Here is a 17,023-nt window from a genome sequence, read left to right as displayed (position 1 = left end):
CGCGCCCTGACTTATTGATATTGCCGGCGGTACTCGCTCGGCGACATGCCGAAACGCTGCTTGAAAGCGGTCGAGAAATGGCTGTGATCGGCGAAACCCCAGTCGAGGCCGACGCCGGCCAGCTTTTCCTGCCCGGCGGCACTGCGCAGCGCCTGCGCGCACAGATCCAGCCGGCGATTTCTGATGTACTGCGCCACCACCAGCCCCTGGCGGGCGAACAGCCGATACAGGCTGCGCAGCGACACCCCCAACTCGGCCGCCACCCATTCCGGGCGCAGCTGCGCCGACTGAATATGCCTGTCGATCAACGCCAGCGCCTTGTCGAAAACCGGCTGTTGCCCCTCCGGGCGCGCCTGTTCGAGCGCCAGCGCCGGGCGCAGCAGCGCCGCCAGCGCATTCAGCACCGCCTCGCTTTCCGCCGCGGCGAGCTGAGGATCCTGCATGCTGCTCAGCACCAGTTGGCGGCTGAGGCGCACCGCGCTGAGCTCTGCTCCGAGACGCTGGGCACAGGGCGGCGGCACCGGCAGGCAGCCGCGCGGCAACAGCAGCGAGATTTGGCGCGAATCGCGCTGGAAGGTGAAGCTGCTGGGCCGTGAGGCGTCGATCAGCGTGATGTCGCCGGGAGAGAGCACCGTCTGGCTCTCGCCCTGTTCCATCAACGCGCTGCCGCGCAGCTGGAAGACGGTAAAAAAGTGCGCGCCGTCGCTGCGGGCGATTTCGCGCGGCGTGCGGTACAGCCGGGCCTGAGACACGTCGACCACGCTCAGACGCAGCGCATGGGCGCGAAATTCCTGCATCGCCCCGCTGAAGCCCGGCCCCAGCGTTTTCGCGCAGAATCGGCCGCAGGCGGTGTTGATTTTCCCCAGCCACTCTTCGAAGCCGACGTCCCGGAGCGTTGCCAATGCAGTCATGATCTCTCCCTTCAAACAGCAGCGGTGCTGCGCCGTTGAACAGAAAAACACCATAACAATCCGTTAACATACAATCAATGGCGAGCGGGGGATTTGGCGCCGCGATCACAGTTCACCCGGCGCCCGTCATCCATCCGCCACGAAACCGTCATCTCATCGTCACAGGCCTCGCCAAAGATACAGACTGCTCCCCTTTCACTTTAACCCCCTGGACATGACCCGATGAAATCGTTGCAGAAATCCGTTTTAGCGCTGTGTTTGTTTACCACCAGCGCCCTGACCGCGCTCCACGCGCAGGCGGCCGAGGAAGCTCAACCGTTCACCACCGCGCAGCAGGTGGATTTGACCCACATCCTGCCGCCGCCGCCGGCCAACGACTCGGCGCAGACCCAGCGTGAACTGCGGGAAGTGCTCGACATGCAGCAGAAACGCACGCCGGAAATGGCCAGCCAGGCTAAGGCGGATGCGGAAGAGAACGTCTGGGTGTACGGCAACGTGATGGGGCCGAAGTTCAACGCCAAAGCGTTGCCGGCCGTGAGCGCCTTCTTCGATCGCATCGTCGCCACCGAAGCGGCGGTGGTCGATCCGGCGAAAGATTTCTGGAAGCGCCCGCGCCCGCATATGCTGGACAGCCGCATCGAGCCGATCGTCAAGCGCTCCAGCTCCGGCTCCTGGCCTTCCGGCCACACCACGCTGGGCACGCTAATGGGCATCACCCTGGCCAACATGGTGCCGGAAAAGCGCGCCGCCATCATGACGCGCGCCTGGCAATACGGTGACAACCGGGTAGTGGCGGGGATCCACTACCCTTCCGATATCGAGATGGGCCGCATCGCCGGCAGCGTGATCAGCCAGCAGCTTTCACAGCAGCAGGATTTCCAGCAGCAGTACCGGCAAGCGCGCGACGAGCTGCGCCAGGCGCTGGATTTGCCTGCGGCAAAATAGATCCGGCGGCTAACACCGGGCCCTGACGGCCCGGTTTACGGCTGTTTGTCCAACAGGTAACGCACCACCGCCGCGTACTCTTTGGCGTAACCTTCAACGCGGGTGCTGGCCATGCCGGCATTGTCTATCTTGTACTTGCCTGCCACGTAGAACGACGGGGTGCCGCGTACCTCGAACGCTTTCACCGCTTCGTTCTGCTTGGCGATCAATCCTTTGACCAGCAGGCTGTGACGCGCATTTTCATAGGTAGCGGCATCGATGCCGGCCGCCGTGAACACCCGCTGAATATCTTCGGCGCCGTTGACGGCGCGCTGTTTCTGCACCGCGTCGAACATCGCCCCTTCAATCTTGTCTTCCACGCCCAGCACCGTCGCCACCGCCCAGGCTTCGGTCAGCTCATTGCCCAGTTTGCCCATCAGGCTGACGTGATACTTGGTGACTTTCTCACCGGCGGGCAGCGCCTGAGCTACGGTACTGCCTACGCGGTAGGTTTCGGCGAACTGATAGCAAGGGCCGCAGTAGAAGGAGAAAAATTCCACCACCGCCGGCGCGGCGGCCACCGGCTTATCCAGCCGGGTGTATTGCTCGCCCGCGCGGTAATCCGCGGCCTGAACCGCGGGCAGCGCCAACATCAATACGACGGCGGCGGCGAGCGAACGCTTAACTTTTGCCAACATAAACACTCCTGGTTTCATCTATGAACATCGTCCTTAGCGGCGGTTCTTATAATCAAATAACCGCCAGAAGACCAGTTTTTATTACCTTCTATACCCTAAATAATTGGAGTTGCATCACGGCGGCAAGAGCGGGAGTCCCCAGGAGCTTACTCAAGTAAGTAACTGGGGTGAGCGCTCGCAGTCAACACAGATGCAGCTTCAAGTATGACGGGTATATTTGTGAGGGATTATGTTCAGCGCCCTTCGTAGCCGTCCCAATAAGCGCCCACCGCTTCCTGCGAGAACACCTGGCGGCGTTTGGGGTTGTCGGAGCCGCTGTAAGTGCGGTTGATGAAAATGGTTTTGTGTTCCATGTTCTGCTGGAATTCCGGGCTGGCCAGATAGTCGGCCTTTTTCTGCGCCTCGCTGCGCGCCACGCCTGCCGCGCGATCCTTTTTCCCCAGCTGGTAGAACTGTTCGAACATCGGCACGGCGTTCTTAATACTGCCGTTCACATCGGTGCGGAATTGCGGATCGAAATCGTCGCGGGTTTGATAAATGTAGTGCTTGGCATGCAGCTCCGCGCTGCTGAGGTGGTGGGTGCAGGCGCTGAGCGCCAACAGCGGCAACAACAGCGCCGCGCGTTTCAGTTTTTTCATGTCGTCTGTCCCTGTCAGTGAGGAAGGTCCTTTAGCACCAAGAGCATAGCGCCGGCCCCCGGTGAACGTCAAACGACAAAAAATCGCATCATATTGTTTTATATTAATATTATATGCATTGATTGGTATTCATTGCCTGAAACACTATGCTTTAACAGAATAGGGTAAACACTCACCGACAGCGAGGCGGCCAATGAAACCGATCGACAAAAACGTGGGGGAGTACGACCTCACGGCGGAAAAAAAAGCGGGCATGATCACCGGCACTATCCGCGGTGAACTGCCGGACAGCGACGCCAACCTGCCGCTGGTGCCCTTCTCCGGCACCTTCGCCGGCCCGAGCGTGGCCGACGCCATCGCCGATATCCAGCAACAGTTCCCCGATATCGAACCGGCGATTATCGACGACTTGCGCGAGGAACTGCTGAAGGCCGGTTTCTAAACCGGATCGCGGTGCCGCACGAACGGGCTGTAGACCGGCGCGCCGGGCTTCAGCGCCAGATCGGCGTCAAAATCGTCATTGCGGTTGAACGGCACCGCCGGCCAGGCGGCAAGATCGCTTAAGCCTTCCCGATACGCCTGCGTCACCTGCGCCAAAGCAGCGTTCTGCGCCTGCCGCTCCTCGCCCGCCAACCCGCCGCGCACGCCATAGACCAGGAACGGCTCCAGCACGCTAAAGCCGATATAGTGCAGCGCATGCATGATCGGCCACAGCATCAGCCGCATATCGCCGTCGCGCCCGTCCGGCGCGCAGGCCTGAGCGGAAGCGCCGGCGGTAACGGTCAGCAGCGCCCGTTTGCCGCGCATCACGCCGTTCTCATGGCGGTGGCGGCTGTCGTACACCCCGCCGTAAACGAACACCCGATCCATCCAGCCCTTGAGGATGGCAGGTGCGCCGAACCACCAGAAAGGGAACTGCAGCACCAGCGTATCCGCCCAGCGCAGCAGCTCGATATGCCGCCGGATCTCCGCCGGCAGCGCCTGGATCGTCCAATGATGACGCTGCTCCTGCATCGCATCGAACCTTCCCGCCTGCTTTCTGCTGGGGTAATGGCCGGCGCCCTCGCGCGGATCAAATCCCTCCTGATACAGATCGACCGTCTTCACCTGGTGCCCCTGCGCCAGCCAGGCCTGCCGCGCCTGTTCGACCAAATGGGCATTGAAAGAATGCGGCTCGGGGTGAGCCAGCACAATCAGCACGTTCATCCTGTTTCTCCCGCTGTAAGGTGGTGCTGCTATGCTGTGGCTTTATCGCACCCTTGGCAATTACGCACCTGAAGGTAACTCCCAATGGCTTATCCCGGCGACGTCTATTCGAGTAAATGCTCCGCGCGCGATGCGCTGGCGCTGATTTCCGGCAAGTGGGTGATGCTGATCCTGCCCGCGCTGGCGCAGCGGCCTATGCGCAACGGCGAGCTGCTGCGCCGCATCGACGGCATTTCACAGAAGGTGCTGACGCAAACGCTGCGCCAGCTGGAACGCAACGGGCTGCTCGAACGGCTGGATTTAAGTGAAAAGAATCAGGCGCATGTGGAATACCGGCTCAGCGCCGTCGCCTGCTCGCTGGTCGAGACGCTGACGGCGCTGGACCGATGGGCGGAATACCATTTCCCCGAGCTGGACGCCGCCCGCGAGCGCTATGATGCCGACCGCAAGCGCGCGGCCGATTAAAGCGGTTTGGCCCGCAGCGTCTCGCCACTGCGCACGAAGTTGCCCGCCCCCAGATGATGAATAGTGTGCAGATCCGCATTGGCGGCGGTGAAATTCCAGCGCCCTTGCTGGAACACCCGCTCGTCCGCCGCCGCGCTCAGCACCTCGCCGAAGCAGGTGTCGTATTTTTCCTGCGCGCCGCTTTCCGGTAATAAGCGGCACTCCAGCCACGCCACGCAGCCCTGTTCGATCAGCGGCACCTGCAGGGTGGCGCTCGGCGCCGCGGCGATGTGGAAGCGGGCGAACTTGTCGTCATCCAATCCGGACACGCTGCCGACCGCGTAGGTGGCGTCGATGAACATGGCCGCCGGCACGCAAATGCCGAATGCGCCGCTTTCCTCGATCATTTGCCGGCTGTGCGCCCCTTTGTCCACCACGATGGCAATGCGCGGCGGGCTAAACTCCACCGGCATCGACCAGGCGGCGGCCATCACGTTGCGTTTGGCGCCGTCGCGGCTGCGGCTGGTGATCAATACCGTCGGGCCGTGGTTCAGCAGGCGGCTGGCGTGTTCGAGGGCGACAGGGCGAAAGTGGCTCATCGGGAAATCCTTGCGAGTGAGTGATTGCCCAGCAGTGTAGATCTGCGCTGTGGCGGCAGGCAACGCAAGGCGCACAGAATGCGCAGCTGAGGCGCTTGTTACCCGTCGCGCCATCCGTTATCTATAGTTAAATCAATTCGCCGCTAACGGCTCCCCCCACCTGAGGATCTTGCCTTGACGTTTTCAAAACACCCTATCGCCGCGCTGGCGCTGGCAAGCGCCGGCCTGCTGTCGGCGGGCAGCGCGCTGGCCGCTTCCGATGCGCTGGTGTACTGCACCGTCGCCTCGCCGGAATCGTTCAACCCGCAGCTCTCCAGCTCCGGGCCGACCTTTATCGCCACCTCGCAGGTGCTGTACAACCGGCTGGTAACACTGCGCGAAAGCGATAAAACCCCCGCCCCTTCGCTGGCCACCGAGTGGAGCGTCAGCCCGGACGGCAAGACCTACACCTTTACCCTGCGCCAAGGCGTGAAATTCAACAGCAACAAATATTTCACCCCAACGCGCGACTTCAACGCCGAAGACGTGGTGTTCACCGTGATGCGGCAGAAGGATCCCGCTAACCCGTATCACAAGGTCTCCGGCGGCAACTATGAATACTTCACCGACATGGGCCTGGATAAACTGATCGCCAAGGTGGAAGCGGTGGACGAGCATCACGTTCGCTTTACGCTGAGCCAGCCCAACGCCGCCTTCGTCGCCGACTGGGCGATGGATTTCGCCTCGATCCTGTCCGCCGAATACGCCGACGCAATGTTGAAAAAGGGCACGCCGGAATACGTCGACAACTGGCCGATCGGCACCGGGCCATTTGCGCTTCAGCAGTATAAGCAGGATTCGCTGATCCGCTACATCGCTAACCCGCACTACTGGCAGGGCGAAGTGGCCAGCAAGCATCTGATCTTCTCGATTACGCCGGATCCGCAAACCCGGCTGGCCAAGCTGAAAACCAACGAATGCCAGATCATCCCCGCGCCGCTGCCGGAACAGTTCGCCGCCATCAAGGCCGACGGCAACCTGCAGCTGCACGACATTACCGGGCTGAACGTCGGCTATCTGGCGTTCAACACCCAGAAAAAACCGTTCGACAACCTGCTGGTGCGCCAGGCGCTGAGCTATGCGGTGGACAAGAAAGCGATCGTCGCCGCAGTGTTCAAAGACAGCGGCACGCCGGCCAACTCGCTGCTGCCGCCGGGCATGCTGGGCTACAACGATAAACTGCCGGAGTACGCCTACGATCCGCAGAAGGCGCGCGAGCTGCTGAAGCAGGCCGGGCTGGAGCAGGGCTTTGAGACCGACATCTGGTCGATGCCGGTACAGCGCCCCTACAACCCGAACTCGAAGCGCATCGCCGAGATGATCCAGAGCGACTGGGCGAAGGTGGGCGTGAAAGCCAAGATCGTCACCTGGGAGTGGGGCCAGTATCTGGCCGGGCTGCGCAAAGGCGAACAGCAGAGCGCGCTGTACGGTTGGGTGTCGGACAACGGCGATCCGGACAACTTCGCCACCCTGCTCGGCTGCGCCGGGGTACAGAGCGGCGCCAACGTGGCGCGCTGGTGCGATAAGGATTACGACAGCCTGATCCAGCAGGCGATTCAGGAAAATCAGCCTCAGGCGCGCGCCAAACTGTATCAACAGGCGCAGGTAATCTTCGCCAAACAGGCGCCGTGGCTGCCGCTGGCCACCGGCAAAGTGTTCTACGCCACCCGCAGCAACCTGAGCGGCTACGTGGTGGATGTGAACGGCAGCGACTTCGCCAAGGCCAAATTGAACTGATCCCAGGCGCCGCGGCGAGAGCTGCGGCGCTACTCGCCTCATCGCTTAATAAGCTGTCAGCCTCTGAACCTACCGCGCATTAGCTTCACAACTTACGATGCCAGCTCCCGCCCCTGCCGCCAGGCACTTAACCCACTAAATTCATAGCTTAATAAGCGGCTTAATCCCTGGCATTTTGCTTAAACTGCGCGCAGGCGCTTTCCTCGCCTGTAACATTTCGTTACCATCGGCGCACAGACCCTTTAACATCAAAAGGTAACCCGGTGCAGAACACCTACATGCCGTGGCAAATTCGCCTGCACTGGCTGGTGGCGATCCTGCTGGTCATCACCTGCGTCACCATCGAGCTGCGCGGCTTTGCCGAACCGGGCAGCGCCCCCTGGTACGTGCTGGTTGTCACCCACTTCAGCTGCGGCGTAACGGTGTTTGCGCTGATGATCGCCCGCCTGTTTCTGCGCTGGCGCCACCCTTCGCCCGCTATCGTGCCCAAACCGCCGAAGTGGCAAACCGGCCTGGCGCACCTGACGCACACCCTGATTTACCTGCTGCTGCTGACGCTGCCGGTACTGGGAGTGTACTCGCGCTATCTGGGCGGCAAGGAGTGGTATCTGTTCGGCCTGCCGATGCCGTTCGCCGACGTGGCGGATCGGCCGCAAGCGCGGACGATTATCGGCTGGCACAAAACGCTGGCGTCGTTCGGCTATTGGCTGATCGGCCTGCATGCCGCCGCCGCGCTGTTCCACCACTATATCGTCAAGGACAATGCGCTGGTGCGCATGCTGCCACTGATGAAAAAGCGCTGACTACCCGGCGCCAGGGATGAATTTTCGGGCCACGCCCGCTGACAGGGAATGACATGCAAACCCAATTTTTTAATGTGACCGTCGAGCAATGCGCTTGCCAACAGACGGCGCCCGACAACCTGGTGAGGATCATCGCCTCCGGCCAAGCGTTCTTTTTTTACCGTGACGACTTCAGCGACAGCGAAAATTTGCTGGCCAGGCTCGCCGCCGGCGATCGGGTGAAGATTGGCGCCCACCGCCTGCGGGACGGCAGCTATTGGCTGCACTGGCTGCTGCACGGCACTAAAGGCCGCCTGGAGCCCGACAGAACGCTGAAATACAAGCTAAAATACGTTGCCCTGCTGCTGCTGGGCGCGGTGCTGGCCGGCGGTTTCCCGACGGGCTTTTTCATCATGGACCGGGAAGATTCCTGGCTGACCATCGCCCTGTTCTTTATCGCCATCATCGCCGGCCTTATCGGCATCGGCCTGGTGCTGTTCGTCGGTTCGGAACTCCTGCTGATCGCGCACCGCGGCCGCAGGCGCCTGCTCAGGGCGCTGGATCGCGTGCTGCTGGGGCAAGACGTCACGCCGCCCGGCTCGCTCAGCCTGAAAATCCCCGGCATCAAATACCGGGCCGTCCGTGCAGACGCAACGCCAGTGCCCACAACGCAACAAACCGAGTTTCCCCTCCCTGACGGCGTCGAGGCCTCCGGCATCGAGACGGTCAACGCCCTGAGCTACGAACTCCTCCACTATGAAATCCCGCGCCAGGTACAGTATTTGGACACTTATGCGTGGCGCCAGAAGGAGACGCACTTCGCGTTGACAACCCGCGCGCTCAACGTCCCCAATACCAAACTGCATCCGGTATTTCGTCGGCAACATCCGCTTTTCATCGCCAAAGGCGATCCGCTGCAGGTGCTGTATTGTGAAAACGACACCGTCCCCGAGCTGCCTACGGTACGTGGGATCATCAACCATCGCGATCGCCAGACCTATCTCATCGGCGGCAGCCGATACTTCACCGAAGCCGGCCTTAACCTGAGCGCGCGCGTTGTCTTCATCCTCGGCGCGATCGTGATGTGTTTGATGCTCGGCCTGATCGTGTGGGATAACGCCGATACCCCAGCGGGCTTTTACCTGGATGCCTGGACCCTGAGGCGCCTCGGCAGTGAATTGCCGCCGATTCTGCTGCTGATGATGCTGATGATCAGCGGCCTGGCGCTGCTGATCGAGGGCTTCGCCCAGATCTGCCGCCTCTACGCTTTTGAGCAGCACCGCACGTTTAAAACGTTCAAATACCTGCGCAATCTGCGCCGCAGGCTATGGCGGCAGGAACAGGTGACGGAGCTGAAATGATGACGTTAGCGCTTTATAAAAGACCCCTTATTATCCTGACGCTGTTTTTGGCCAGCGCGCTGGGCGTCTATTTTCTCGCCCCTGAACAACGCTATGCACAGTGGCAATGGACCCAGAGCGACGAGGCCTTGCCGACGATAGCCCGTTACGATCTCATCCACAGCTACCCGGCGCAGGACGGCGCTCTGCTGCTCATCAGCAAAAGGAGCGAGAGCGGGGCTTACAATAGCTTTTACGGCTGGGCGGCCAACTACCTCAGCCAGGTGTTATTCACCGGCCCGAAGGGGCTGCAGATGCTGGGGCAACTCGACGAGTTGATCTATGATGCGGTTTGCGCCGAGCAGGAGTGCGTGCTTTTTCTGTCCAAGGGGCGCAGGCTGGTCGATGTGCAACGGGGCACCCTCGGGGCGCTGATCCCATGGCCCGAGGGCGACGATAGCCGGCCTTCTTTTATCGGCGGCAAACTGGTGGCGCAGCCGGGGAAACGCACGCTGTATTTCATCAGCACCGAAGGCGTATTCTACAGCCCGGACTTTGGCGCCCATTGGCGGCAAACGCTGGATCTGCCGGCACAGCTGGAAGCGCGGCAGCTGCTGGGCTTTGAGCGCGGCGAGGAGGACTCACCGACGGCTAACGCCTCCGGTAAGCGCAAATCCATGCCCGAGATCTTTACCGCCGTTGATGGCGATCGCGTGCTGTTCTGGATGAACCCGGTACTCGGTTCCGGCGCCTTGCACATCGCCGTTAACGGCAAAACCGGCGAGGTGGCCGAACTGCATTGGCTCGCAGTGCGCGTGAAGGAAAGCGCCCAGGCCCCGGATGGCGGCATCTACCTGATCGCACAAACGCTGGACAGAGGGCTGTATCAGCTCCTGCGTTATCAATCTGACGGGCAGCTGACGGTGCTGTTGGAAAACGGCGATAAATCGCTGTATCAGCTGTGGGCGGGCAACGACAAGCTGGTCGCCCAAACGGATAACGGCGATGCGCGTCTTTCGCTGATTTTCGATCTGCGCTCATCCGACGTGCGCTACCGGCAGCCGTTGGAGTACCGCTACAACGGGCGCGACGACGCACGCCAGACCGTGATCGAACCGGAAAGCCACTATGGCGATGACGGGGAGCCCCCCCACTGCCCTACTTCGTCCGCTATCGTTCCACCACGCCGTGAACATGAAGAACCTGCCATGCTGCTAGGTTATGGCGCCGGCGCCGCAGGATTGCTGGCGCTGTTGTTGGCCCTGCTGCTCACCGGCATCCTGCTCACCTGGTGGGGCTGGCGCTACGCTTCTGCCCGCTGCGGCCGCCCGCGACCGCCGCTCTCCTGGGGCGGCTATCTGCTGGCCTCGGCGCTGGCGGTCTACCCGGTGGCGTGCGCGCTGATGCTGATCGGCATGGCCATCCAGGACATCAAGAGCCAGCGGGCGGAAGATCGTTGGAATCAACGCAGCTACCTGACGCTCGACGAGGCAAAGCCGCTCGGTGAAATCACGCTGCCGAAGGGAAGCTGGGTAAATCGGCAGGAGCCACGCCGGCCCGGCACCGAAGACAGCCCTATCACGATGGACGGCGTGACCGCCGTGCGTTTTCCTCAGCCACAGAGCGTGGCCGGCGTGCCGATCATCGCCTTCGAGGTTTTACCGCCGGTGATGGAGCTGGCAGGTGCGCATACCTTCACCCGTCCAACCGGCCAAAGGGTGCACTGCGAAGCCGGTTGGCTGGTCTCTTTCTCTTTACCGTCGGATCGGCCGGCTCCGCAGTGGGAGGAGTGGCAGGCCGGGCTGCCAGCGGCGGCATTTCGGCCCAGCGGTTGGGCCTTTAGGGAGTGCTTCTCCGGCAGCCCGATCGCCGTGCTGACCTTGCACAACGGCGAAGTCAGGGTGCGGCCTTAAGCCTTACGCCGTGGCGTTGGGCAAGCGCACGGTCACGCGGTTATTGGCCGTGGGCAGCTGCAACGGCAGCTCCTGCCAGCTCACCGCGATAACCAAGACCGGCGGCGCCGCTACGCGCGCCTCACGTCCGCCGAGCCCCGCACCGTAGGCATCCCATTCAATCACGAACACCCCGCCGTCTTGCGGCTCGACCCGCTCGACGAAAAAAGTGCTGTCCGAACCGCGCCCGCCCGCCGGTTTGTGCGCGTGAGAGAGCAGGCTGAACCACTCGCCGGCGAAGTGCAGATGGTACAGGCCATCGACAATATGCTCGCCGTGGAACTGGCAGCCGCCGACGCTCAAGCCGTCACCCGCCGGGGATTCCGCCACGCGATCGAGATCGCACACGAAGAAATTGGTCGGCCTGTTATCCAGCAACAGCTCATAAGGCGGCGCGTGCAGCAGCGCGGCAGGATCGTCCGCATGGCGCAAATCCGTCGGCAACATCGAGCGCGCCGCCAGCGCCCGCCCGCTGGGTAAGGCGATCGCCAGACGATCCGCCGGATCCTCAGCCCACTGAGGCACCCACAGACCGCGCACCTGACGCAGCGGCGTAGCCTCCGCCTGCCGACACCTCGCCCGCAGCCGCGCCAGCGCCTCAGCGGAACCGGCGGCCAATGCCGCCTGCTCGCGATCGGTCAATGCAGGCAGCGCGTACATCATTCGGGCGGCAGGCTCGTACACCGTCACCCCCTCACCCTCGCGGCTGCGGGTCGGGATCAGGCGCAGCTTGCCGCCGTCCACGTCCTGCGGCGCGGCACAGGCGCTATGCACAATCGCCCCGTCGCGCAGCAGCAGCGTCCAAAAATTGGGGCCGCCCATGCCCAGCTCCCCCACGCCGCCAATCTGCCGATCGCTGTCGCCGGCGTGCGCCATCTCAATCGGCTGCGAGCGCCAGTCGGTCTTGCGCCACTCTGCGGCCTCTTCGGGGTCTTGCGCGCCTTTAGCGACGTACTTCGCCCATTGCAGCACGGCGAACAGCGCGATGCACAGCACGCCGAAAATCGGGTAATCCCGCCAAATCAACAACCAACCGACGATCAAAAGGGCCCAGGCGGCCATGGCGATATCCTTTTCCACGAGAAAACCGCCTGATTCTAGCTCAGGCGGTTAGCGGAGTTGAAAAATATCGCCATCAGGCCAGGCGCTATTTGCCCTTGGCCTGGAACAGCTGATTCACCAAGGTCGTCGCCGGCATATCCAGCGCCCCGTACAGCTCAACGGCTTTGGCATCGCCATTATCCCCCAGCCACTCGACTCCCACCGTACCGTAATCCGTCGGGATCACTCCGGCCTGAATCAGCCGAGCCATCCCCGCTTCATGCTTGGACTGGTTGAAAGTGCCGGAGGCATCGATCACCACATAGGTGTCGTACCCCGCCGCTTTGGCGGTGATCGCCGGGAACCCGGCACACACTTCCAGCGATACGCCGGCGATCACGATCTTTTTGCGGCCGGTGGCCTCGACCGCTTTGCGTACGTTTGCGTCGTCCCAGGCGTTGACGCTGTGGCGATCGATAATTTTCACACCCGGCAACGCAGCCTTGAGCTCCGGAATGATCGGCCCGAACGGACCGTTGGCACCGGTCGACGTCACGACCACCGGGATCCCCATCACCTGGGCCGCTTTGGCGAGCGCCACGACGTTATGTTTCAGCGCCGCGCTGTCCATATCACGCACGCCGGTGATCAGGCCGATCTGATGGTCAACCAACAACAGTACCGAGTTGTTGCGATCCAACAGCTGCAAAGAGCCAGACGCCTGCTGCGTCTGAGTATGCGGCTGCGACGCAGCCGGCGCGGCGAAGGCCGGCTGCGCCGCCCCGGCCATCGCAATGGTCAAGGCCAACGTGCGGTAAAAGGTTTTCATGATGCTTATCCTCATTTCAACAATGGTGTGCCTGCAGGATAAAACCGCATCAATGAGGGTTAAATAGGCGACAATAGAAGCTATCATTGCAAAAATGATCACAATGAGGTGCGCGATGTCTGTTTTTCCGCTCGATCTCAACGCCATGTATTTTTTCACCCAGGTCGTTGAGCACAAAGGATTTACCGCTGCCGGCAAAGCGCTGGGCATCCCAACCTCTCGCCTGAGTCGCCAGGTGGCGCAATTGGAACGCCAACTCAACCTGCGGTTGCTGCAAAGAACCTCGCGGCGTCTCCAACTCACCGACGTCGGCCACGAGGTCTATCAGCACTGCGTCGCAATGATGCAGCAAGCGCACCAGGCCCAGCAGGCGGCCTTGCGCACGCTGGCGGAACCGAACGGTACCGTACGCTTCAGCGTGTCACCGCTGCTGGCGGACGAAGTGATCGCATCTATTTTGCCGACGTTCATGGCGCGCTTCCCCCGAGTGAACGTGGAAACGCACGTCACTGCCCGACGGGTAGATCTGTTGGAAGAAGGGCTGGACTTCACCCTCCGCGGACTTGGCATCGCCAACGAGGCCGCAGGGCTCATTCAACGGCGGCTCGGCACCGCCAAATGGCTGCTGGCCGCCAGCCCGGTATGGCTGGCGCGACACGGCGCCCCCGCAACACCACAGCAGCTGAGCGATATGCCCTGCCTGCTTTACCCGCCACAGCAAGGCGCGCCGGGCTGGCGGCTCTACGGGCCGGAAAACGCCGTGATTAACGTGCCCTTCTCGCCCCGGTTAAGCAGCGATAATTTGCAGGTCATCCTGCATGCCGCCCTTGATGGACAAGGCATTTGCGGTATCCCCTACTATGCCTGCCGCCAGGCGCTCGCGCGGGGGGATTTACAAGAGGTGCTCAGCGGGTGGCATCCACAAAATGGCGAGCTGGTGCTGCTTTACCCATCACGGCGTGGTGTGCCACCGGCGGTAAAAGCGCTGATCGAATTTTTTTGCCGGGAAATACCGCCGCTGCTGGACGACCGCTAACAGCAGGTAAAGGTGATTATTCCAAACGAAGTGAATAATAAGCCTGGCAATATATCCATATTACCCTTGACGTTATTTATGTAACTGCACGAATCACATAAATAACGCTTCACAGAGTGATTCCAACGTAAAGAAACAACTCTCTTAATATCAATGAAATACTTATAACCAGATTAAAAAATTAAAAATGAATGCAGAAAAAAACTGCAATAATTTGTGTGTATTCTAAACATTGACTATGTTTAGACATACTATTTATATGCAGATAAAAACGCCAAACAAAAAAGACAAAGGTGTTTGTTAAAGTTAAATCAACCCCGCTAGCCACGAGGGTGGAAACCATTTCATAGCAATATTCCGGGGGGATGTTATTTCCACGGAACGGGTAACCTTGCGTTTTATCAAGCCAATAGGCTACACACCGCAATTAATATCATTATTAGTATTCCGGAGAGCGACAATGAAAATCGTTACAGGCATTATCCTTACCTCTGTAGCCGCCTTCAGCGGCGTGGCTTACGCGGCCGATGCGCAGCCTACCACCGGCAGCGCGGCGGTGATGTTGGAACACGTGCACGCCGTGATGGAAAACGGCAGCCCGGCGCCGCAGCACGACGCCGCCTGCAAAAAAGAACTTTCCATGCCGGAATCGAAATATATGGGCATGAAGGTTAAAACCGATTACACCATCAACAGTAGCACCATGATGATGTCGGCCAAATCGATGTTCCCATCGCCGGATTCCATGAAGCCCATGGAGCTGACGGTCGATCTCTCCGCGTTGGGCCTGGCGGATGTGTATGCCTTCGGCGCCTTTAAACCGGCCGCATTGCCGCAGGCCTATATTTATTTCACCATCGACAAGGATTTTAAAAATCCGGTCAGCACCTTTATGATCATCAACCAAGGCAAGCAATATAACTGCGTAATCTCCAGCTCGAATAAAATGATGAGCAAAGAGATGCGCGGCAAGATGATGATGAAAAAACAGTAGCGGAATGAAAAGCGGCGCTCCCCTTAGCAGGAAGCGCCGCAATAAAAATCAGATCAGGCCAGGATTGTATTTCTGGTTGAACTTCTCTTCCGATTGGAACAGATAAATAATGCCTTCGATAAAGCCGACAATCGCCGGGATCCCCGTCCAGCAGAACAGCAGGTAGAACAGCCCCCACCACTTCATCCCTAAGTAAAACTTGTGAATGCCCAGCCCACCCAGGAAGATGGCCAGTAGGGCCGCCGCGAGCTTGTCTTTTCTGCTCATAGTGCACTTCTCCTTACTTCTCACCGAACCACCGGCATGTCCCGAAAACGGATGCCGCTCCGCAGAGCGCCGCATCGCAATGCTTGAGGAGAAAAACATTCATCCATCAAGACTCAACAGGGGTAATTATAACAGCGGATGATTAAACGGTTGTTTAACCGGCGAAAGGATAAGCAGAGGGAAGCATGGGAACTAAGGCGACAGACGCCCGGTTTCGGCTCAAAAAACACGTACGCTTGCAGGATCTCGTCGGCATAATAGATGGACGACAATGATCCCGCAGCAGTCATTGTAAGAGATAAGGTTAAAACAGATTTTCATTGCCTGATATTGGCATACCGTTCTCATTTTTAGTTTCCCTGGTGAATACCTGCAGACGACTAAAAGCGGCTCACTTGCAGGCGTTCAAAAAAATGATCACATCACGCCACTAAAGCCCATCACTTTGAATATTATGCGCCGCGATCGCGTTCGCCATCAGGGCATAATCCTTGATGACCCCCGCGTGACGACGCCCTGAGCAGAAAATAAAATCACAGCGCTGCTCATCTTCGATCAGTTTTTTTGCCAGATGCCTGACTCGCAATTTGGGTGTTGCATTAATTCTTGTCACCCGCTCTCTTTCCGTTTGATTGCTTTGCGGATGAACCTTTTCTTCATACTCGCCGATCATCAGGGTTATTTTATTAACGCTTTCAGCGATTGTTAACTTGCCATCAGGAAGCAACGCCCCATTCCCCCACCAGATCGATGGGCTGGCCGCCAGATAATTTTGAAACGCGTCAGGATGGTTCAACAACGTATAAAGTACAAAATGCCCGCCATGTGAATGACCTGCCAGCGTTTGTTTGTCTATATTGATTGAGTAGTGTGACTCAACCCAGGGCTTAACGCATGTGGTGATAAACTGATAAAATGCCGGCGCTCCGCCACCGTCAATAAACTCTTTATCATCAGAGGGAACCGTATAGTCGCGGGTTCTTGCTTTTAGTATATCCACCCCATCCTGATAGCCGATGCCGACATAAAGAATATTGTCGTTACTTCTGCACCGATGGCGTTCAGTCAGCCTGGAGAACTGAGTATTGGCATCGAGAAAGTAAAGCGCTTTTAAATCGCCATGCGCTTGCTTGTCATGCGCAATAAAAACGCTATAACGCTGACCATTAAAGCTAAAGTCCTTCGTTCTTGAAATCAAACATCCACACATAACAACCTCACTTTATAAACAAGCCAATGGTTTAACATTGGCGATAATGTCGTTTCCCAGAGAAGAGAAAAGACGGTGAGATTCAACCGTAGCAACAGATTATTCTGCTTACGACACTTGCTGGTTGTGTGAATGATTAAACAAATACGCTGATATATACCTTGCAGCACATTATCACTCAGCAACAAACAGAGAACTCTCCCACAAATAGATATTTGACGCCGGCACCGCATTTTTCTTACAAGGCAGGCGTTACCAATAATTGTCCTATTAAGAAAAAATTTATCGGAAAGCCGTTCACCCTATGCACTATTTTCAACCTTACCATGTCACTTCAATACATTGATTAAGGTTGCAGCTACATTCTCCGCAACTA

18 protein-coding genes are annotated in these 17,023 nt (G+C 59.2%); 9 read left to right on the top strand and 9 right to left on the bottom strand.

Going from position 1 to position 17,023, the window contains the following annotated elements:
* Positions 1 to 11: 11 nt before the first annotated feature.
* The gene (gene feaR / locus C3F38_RS06930; protein ID WP_038873140.1) at positions 12 to 911 is read right to left on the bottom strand and encodes a transcriptional regulator FeaR; all 900 of its coding nucleotides are present in this window, start codon (positions 909 to 911) and stop codon (positions 12 to 14) included.
* A 222-nt stretch (positions 912 to 1,133) separates the two neighbouring features.
* Between feaR and C3F38_RS06925 the strand changes: the two genes are divergently transcribed.
* Complete coding sequence (locus C3F38_RS06925) at positions 1,134 to 1,856, top strand: phosphatase PAP2 family protein (protein ID WP_038873137.1); 723 nt, start codon at positions 1,134 to 1,136, stop codon at positions 1,854 to 1,856.
* Positions 1,857 to 1,891: 35 nt separating this feature from the next.
* On the opposite strand, the gene C3F38_RS06920 is transcribed toward C3F38_RS06925, so the two are convergent.
* Both C3F38_RS06920 and C3F38_RS06915 read right to left on the bottom strand, forming a co-directional pair.
* Complete coding sequence (locus C3F38_RS06920) at positions 1,892 to 2,533, bottom strand: DsbA family protein (protein WP_038873134.1); 642 nt, start codon at positions 2,531 to 2,533, stop codon at positions 1,892 to 1,894.
* Between the two features lie 233 nt (positions 2,534 to 2,766).
* A complete protein-coding gene (locus tag C3F38_RS06915) occupies positions 2,767 to 3,171 on the bottom strand; it encodes an Exc2 family lipoprotein (RefSeq protein ID WP_047728793.1) in 405 nt (134 codons plus the stop codon).
* Positions 3,172 to 3,364: 193 nt separating this feature from the next.
* Here C3F38_RS06915 and C3F38_RS06910 point away from each other — a divergent pair, with 193 nt between their 5' ends.
* Positions 3,365 to 3,613: a hypothetical protein gene (locus C3F38_RS06910; RefSeq protein ID WP_038873128.1), complete on the top strand. Its 249-nt coding sequence runs from the start codon at positions 3,365 to 3,367 to the stop codon at positions 3,611 to 3,613.
* Here the strand turns inward: C3F38_RS06910 and C3F38_RS06905 are convergent.
* Positions 3,610 to 4,377 carry an NAD(P)H-dependent oxidoreductase gene (locus C3F38_RS06905; protein ID WP_038873126.1) on the bottom strand — a complete coding sequence of 256 codons (768 nt, stop codon included), beginning with the start codon at positions 4,375 to 4,377 and terminating at the stop codon, positions 3,610 to 3,612. The two genes, C3F38_RS06910 and C3F38_RS06905, sit on opposite strands and share 4 nt — an antisense overlap.
* Positions 4,378 to 4,461: 84 nt before the next feature.
* On the opposite strand from C3F38_RS06905, the gene C3F38_RS06900 reads away from it, so the two are divergent.
* Positions 4,462 to 4,842 carry a helix-turn-helix domain-containing protein gene (locus C3F38_RS06900; protein ID WP_038873124.1) on the top strand — a complete coding sequence of 127 codons (381 nt, stop codon included), beginning with the start codon at positions 4,462 to 4,464 and terminating at the stop codon, positions 4,840 to 4,842.
* Here the strand turns inward: C3F38_RS06900 and C3F38_RS06895 are convergent.
* On the bottom strand, positions 4,839 to 5,420 hold the full coding sequence (locus C3F38_RS06895; RefSeq protein WP_033641194.1) for a flavin reductase family protein: 582 nt from the start codon (positions 5,418 to 5,420) through the stop codon (positions 4,839 to 4,841). The genes C3F38_RS06900 and C3F38_RS06895 overlap by 4 nt on opposite strands.
* Before the next feature lie 174 nt (positions 5,421 to 5,594).
* On the opposite strand from C3F38_RS06895, the gene C3F38_RS06890 reads away from it, so the two are divergent.
* From C3F38_RS06890 to C3F38_RS26525, 4 genes are all read left to right on the top strand, one after another.
* Positions 5,595 to 7,196 carry an ABC transporter substrate-binding protein gene (locus C3F38_RS06890; protein WP_055312975.1) on the top strand — a complete coding sequence of 534 codons (1,602 nt, stop codon included), beginning with the start codon at positions 5,595 to 5,597 and terminating at the stop codon, positions 7,194 to 7,196.
* Between the two features lie 278 nt (positions 7,197 to 7,474).
* Positions 7,475 to 7,999: a cytochrome b561 gene (gene cybB, locus C3F38_RS06885; protein WP_071934070.1), complete on the top strand. Its 525-nt coding sequence runs from the start codon at positions 7,475 to 7,477 to the stop codon at positions 7,997 to 7,999.
* A gap of 53 nt (positions 8,000 to 8,052) precedes the next feature.
* Positions 8,053 to 9,339, top strand: a complete 1,287-nt coding sequence (locus C3F38_RS06880; protein WP_055316997.1) for a hypothetical protein — start codon at positions 8,053 to 8,055, stop codon at positions 9,337 to 9,339.
* A complete protein-coding gene (locus C3F38_RS26525) occupies positions 9,336 to 11,231 on the top strand; it encodes a hypothetical protein (protein WP_233212748.1) in 1,896 nt (631 codons plus the stop codon). The genes C3F38_RS06880 and C3F38_RS26525 overlap by 4 nt, the downstream gene beginning before the upstream one ends.
* A gap of 3 nt (positions 11,232 to 11,234) precedes the next feature.
* Here C3F38_RS26525 and C3F38_RS06865 read toward each other — a convergent pair whose 3' ends face one another.
* Both C3F38_RS06865 and C3F38_RS06860 read right to left on the bottom strand, forming a co-directional pair.
* On the bottom strand, positions 11,235 to 12,350 hold the full coding sequence (locus C3F38_RS06865; protein WP_229704766.1) for a hypothetical protein: 1,116 nt from the start codon (positions 12,348 to 12,350) through the stop codon (positions 11,235 to 11,237).
* A gap of 67 nt (positions 12,351 to 12,417) precedes the next feature.
* Positions 12,418 to 13,140: an isochorismatase family protein gene (locus tag C3F38_RS06860; RefSeq protein ID WP_055317538.1), complete on the bottom strand. Its 723-nt coding sequence runs from the start codon at positions 13,138 to 13,140 to the stop codon at positions 12,418 to 12,420.
* 115 nt (positions 13,141 to 13,255) lie between these two features.
* On the opposite strand from C3F38_RS06860, the gene C3F38_RS06855 reads away from it, so the two are divergent.
* Positions 13,256 to 14,176 (top strand): LysR substrate-binding domain-containing protein, encoded by a 921-nt coding sequence (locus tag C3F38_RS06855; protein ID WP_047728809.1) that lies wholly within the window; start codon positions 13,256 to 13,258, stop codon positions 14,174 to 14,176.
* A 460-nt stretch (positions 14,177 to 14,636) separates the two neighbouring features.
* Positions 14,637 to 15,170, top strand: a complete 534-nt coding sequence (locus C3F38_RS06850) for a hypothetical protein (protein WP_038873104.1) — start codon at positions 14,637 to 14,639, stop codon at positions 15,168 to 15,170.
* 48 nt (positions 15,171 to 15,218) lie between these two features.
* On the opposite strand, the gene C3F38_RS06845 is transcribed toward C3F38_RS06850, so the two are convergent.
* Together C3F38_RS06845 and C3F38_RS06840 are read right to left on the bottom strand one after the other, a co-directional pair.
* A complete protein-coding gene (locus C3F38_RS06845; protein WP_015376761.1) occupies positions 15,219 to 15,437 on the bottom strand; it encodes a TM2 domain-containing protein in 219 nt (72 codons plus the stop codon).
* Positions 15,438 to 15,867: 430 nt separating this feature from the next.
* Positions 15,868 to 16,647, bottom strand: coding sequence for an alpha/beta hydrolase (locus C3F38_RS06840; protein WP_055317539.1), 780 nt, complete (start codon positions 16,645 to 16,647; stop codon positions 15,868 to 15,870).
* Positions 16,648 to 17,023 lie beyond the last annotated feature (376 nt).

This window comes from Serratia sp. SSNIH1, from assembly GCF_002935055.1.
Classification (GTDB): Bacteria; Pseudomonadota; Gammaproteobacteria; order Enterobacterales; family Enterobacteriaceae; genus Serratia; species Serratia nevei.
Note: the sequence above shows the minus strand (reverse complement) of the source record. Positions and strands in the feature narration are given on the sequence as shown.

Excerpts from the sequence above, each read along its gene's own strand:
- C3F38_RS06905 (WP_038873126.1), bottom strand. The coding sequence starts at position 4,377 with ATGAACGTGCTGATTGTGCTGGCTCACCCCGAGCCGCATTCTTTCAAT.
- C3F38_RS06920 (WP_038873134.1), bottom strand. The coding sequence starts at position 2,533 with ATGTTGGCAAAAGTTAAGCGTTCGCTCGCCGCCGCCGTCGTATTGATG.
- C3F38_RS06855 (WP_047728809.1), top strand. The coding sequence starts at position 13,256 with ATGTCTGTTTTTCCGCTCGATCTCAACGCCATGTATTTTTTCACCCAG.
- C3F38_RS06895 (WP_033641194.1), bottom strand. The coding sequence starts at position 5,420 with ATGAGCCACTTTCGCCCTGTCGCCCTCGAACACGCCAGCCGCCTGCTG.
- cybB (WP_071934070.1), top strand. The coding sequence starts at position 7,475 with ATGCCGTGGCAAATTCGCCTGCACTGGCTGGTGGCGATCCTGCTGGTC.
- C3F38_RS06840 (WP_055317539.1), bottom strand. The coding sequence starts at position 16,647 with ATGTGTGGATGTTTGATTTCAAGAACGAAGGACTTTAGCTTTAATGGT.
- feaR (WP_038873140.1), bottom strand. The coding sequence starts at position 911 with ATGACTGCATTGGCAACGCTCCGGGACGTCGGCTTCGAAGAGTGGCTG.
- C3F38_RS06845 (WP_015376761.1), bottom strand. The coding sequence starts at position 15,437 with ATGAGCAGAAAAGACAAGCTCGCGGCGGCCCTACTGGCCATCTTCCTG.
- C3F38_RS06900 (WP_038873124.1), top strand. The coding sequence starts at position 4,462 with ATGGCTTATCCCGGCGACGTCTATTCGAGTAAATGCTCCGCGCGCGAT.
- C3F38_RS06925 (WP_038873137.1), top strand. The coding sequence starts at position 1,134 with ATGAAATCGTTGCAGAAATCCGTTTTAGCGCTGTGTTTGTTTACCACC.
- C3F38_RS06880 (WP_055316997.1), top strand. The coding sequence starts at position 8,053 with ATGCAAACCCAATTTTTTAATGTGACCGTCGAGCAATGCGCTTGCCAA.
- C3F38_RS06860 (WP_055317538.1), bottom strand. The coding sequence starts at position 13,140 with ATGAAAACCTTTTACCGCACGTTGGCCTTGACCATTGCGATGGCCGGG.
- C3F38_RS06850 (WP_038873104.1), top strand. The coding sequence starts at position 14,637 with ATGAAAATCGTTACAGGCATTATCCTTACCTCTGTAGCCGCCTTCAGC.
- C3F38_RS06910 (WP_038873128.1), top strand. The coding sequence starts at position 3,365 with ATGAAACCGATCGACAAAAACGTGGGGGAGTACGACCTCACGGCGGAA.
- C3F38_RS26525 (WP_233212748.1), top strand. The coding sequence starts at position 9,336 with ATGATGACGTTAGCGCTTTATAAAAGACCCCTTATTATCCTGACGCTG.
- C3F38_RS06915 (WP_047728793.1), bottom strand. The coding sequence starts at position 3,171 with ATGAAAAAACTGAAACGCGCGGCGCTGTTGTTGCCGCTGTTGGCGCTC.